This window comes from Photorhabdus stackebrandtii (genome assembly GCF_011189495.1).
GTDB lineage: Bacteria > Pseudomonadota > Gammaproteobacteria > Enterobacterales > Enterobacteriaceae > Photorhabdus > Photorhabdus khanii.
The window spans coordinates 1-2878 of record NZ_PUJV01000085.1; the positions used below are offsets into that span (position 1 = coordinate 1).

1 protein-coding gene is annotated in these 2878 nt (G+C 58.5%); it reads right to left on the bottom strand.

Annotation, left to right across the window (positions count from 1 at the left end; genetic code table 11):
- Window positions 1–2878, bottom strand: a 2878-nt coding sequence (locus tag C5470_RS21555; protein WP_166291820.1) for a non-ribosomal peptide synthetase, incomplete at both ends; no start/stop codon positions are given.

A 2878-nucleotide genomic window follows, 5' to 3' on the forward strand; every position in this document is an offset into this window, starting at 1 on the left:
CCGGGGTAATCACATTGGCAGGCACGGGCACGGTCGCGTACTGCTCCAGCTTTTGTGCCAGATTGGCTAACACCGGAGTCTGAAACAGGTCGCGTACCGCCAGTGTAAGCCCCTGCTGACGCAAATGTTCTATCACCCGCACCGCCAGCAAAGAATGCCCGCCCAGGGCAAAGAAATTGTCATGCCGGCTGATTTTTTCGATACTCAGTAACTCACGCCAGACCGCCGCCAGGGCGGTTTCGGTGGCGCCCTGCGGGGCTGCATAACGCTGGCGGGCAAAGGCGTCCTCCCCGGGCACTGGCAACGCCCGGCGGTCCAGTTTGCCGTTCGGGGTTAGCGGGAAGCGGTCCAGGCGCACCACCGCTGCCGGCACCATATACTCCGGCAAAACTTGACTCAGGCGCTCACGTAAGTTATTCACCAGCCCTTCTTCCATGTCCGCCGCCACATACGCCACCAGCCGTTTGTCCAGCCCTTTCCCGTGAGCCAGCACCACGGCTTCACGCACCGCCGGGTGTTCGGCCAGCCTCGCTTCGATTTCCCCCGGTTCAATGCGGAAACCGCGGATTTTCACCTGCTGGTCAGTACGGCCCAAAAATTCCAGATTGCCGTCCGGCAAGTAGCGGGCCAAATCCCCGGTGCGGTACATGCGGGCATCCGGTTTATCGCTGAACGGGTCAGCCAGGAAACGTTCTGCCGTCAGTTCAGGCCGGTTCAGATAGCCCTTGGCGACCCCGTCTCCGCCAATATACATTTCTCCGACAGCGCCTAACGGCACCGGTAACCCTTTAGCATCCAACACATAAACCCGCGTATTGGCGATGGGACGGCCAATCGGGATGCTGGTTATGCCCTGTGCTAATGCCATAATACGGTAGGTGGTCGTAAACGTGGTACCTTCACTCGGGCCATAAGCCTGTAATAATTGCTGTGGCGGATTGCCAGTCAGCACCTGGTCAATAACATTAGGGTCAAGGACATCCCCCCCAACAATCAGAATTTTTATCTGTGGTAAAACCGGGGATAACTCCCCCGCCAGCCGGTTAAACAGGCCGACAACCAGTGACAGAACGGTGATACAGTGGCTCTGCAATGCCCGGACTAACTGCTGCGGAGTTAATAATGTACTGCGGTCGATAACCACCAGCGCCCCGCCGTTGAGCAGTGGAGCCCAGACTTCAAAGGTGCCGGCATCAAAGGCGGGATTCGCGGTAAAGGCCACCCGGTCATCCGGTTCAATTTCCGCATAGCCATTATTGATAACCAGCCGGATGACCGCACGATGCGACACAATAACCCCTTTCGGTACCCCCGTCGAACCGGAGGTATACATCACATAAACGGCATCTGACCCCAGACGGGTTAAGTTAAGATCCCGTCCGTCATCTTCGCGGCCTGGGTCTGTCTCTTCCTTCATTCGCAATAACGGTACCGCCAGATTGTCCGGGATCGCCATATGCTCATCGGTCAGCAGCAACTGAGCCGCACAATCCTGTATGACCCAAAGTTTGCGCTCATCCGGGGTATCCGGATCAATCGGTACATAAACCGCCCCCGCTTTAAGCACCGCCAGTTGGGCGACCACCAGTGCTATTGAGCGTTCAAACAACAGCGCTATATGTCCGCCGGGAAGAACTCCCAGTGCAATGAGTTGACGAGCCAGTCGGTTCGCCCGGGCATTGAGTTCCGCGTAACTGAGCAACTGATTTTCATACACCAAAGCAATGGCGCCCGGGGTTGTCGCTGCCTGCCGTTCAAATAACCAATGGATACATAAGTCTTCAGGATACGGCGTTTCCGTGGCATTCCAGGTGGTGAGTAACAAGGTCCGTTCCGCGGCCGGCAGAATATCTAACGCCCCAACCGGCCTGTCCGGGGTGTGCGCCAGCGCCTCCGCCAGACTTTCCAGTGCCTGCTGCATATAGTCACAGACCCGCTCCGGTCCAAACGGCTCGACAACCTGAGCGGTCAGCCCCAGCGCCGTCCCAAAATCCTCCACCGACAGCGCAAACGGGTAGTTCGTCCGCTCCTGTCCGCCCATAAATTCAATGCCGCTTAGTCCCTCATCGGACAGGGCTGATACATCATTGTGCCGGTAGTTCAGCAGGGCACTGAAAAGAGGCCCCGCATTGTCAATGCTGCTGCACCGCTGAGCCAGCGCCAGTGACGCATGCTCATGCGCCAGTAATCCGGCCAGCCGGGACTGGGCCTGCTGCACACTCTCCCGCACCGGTGTGTTATCAATATCCAGTCGCAGCGGCAGGGTATTAATAAACAGTCCCATCCCTGTGCCAGCCCCTGCTCCCGCCGCCATGCGCCCGAACAGCACGGTGCCGAACACCACCTTTTCCTGCCCGCTGGTGCGCGATAACACCTGTGCCCAGGCCAGATGGCACAACGTTGCCAGACTGACGCCCAGCTGCTGCGCCTGCTGGCGCAGACGGGCATTCAGTTCCGCCGGCAACATCCGGTGGAATTCCGTCACCTGTGAGCCGTCACGGTGGACCTCCGCCACGCCGAACGGCAGGGTCGGCTCTGCCACCTCCCACAGCATCTCCGTGAAGAAACGGGTGTGTTCTTCCTGACTCAGGCCTAACCGGGCCCGGGCCACCAGATTGCGGAACGGCACCGGGGCCGGTAACGTCTCTGCCTGCCCCGTCAGAAACGCCCGGATTTCACGATGCAGGACTTCTAACGTGGTATGGTCACCAATCAGGTGGTGCTGTAATTCCAGTAAGCACCAACGCCCCTCCGTGTCCCGGGCAACAACAAACTGCAATAACGGGGCTTCACTTAAGTTCAGACGATAATGGCGGGGGTCAAAACGCCGGCTTAACTGCTCACTGACCGGCCCGTCTGCCGGATCTAATGTCAATTC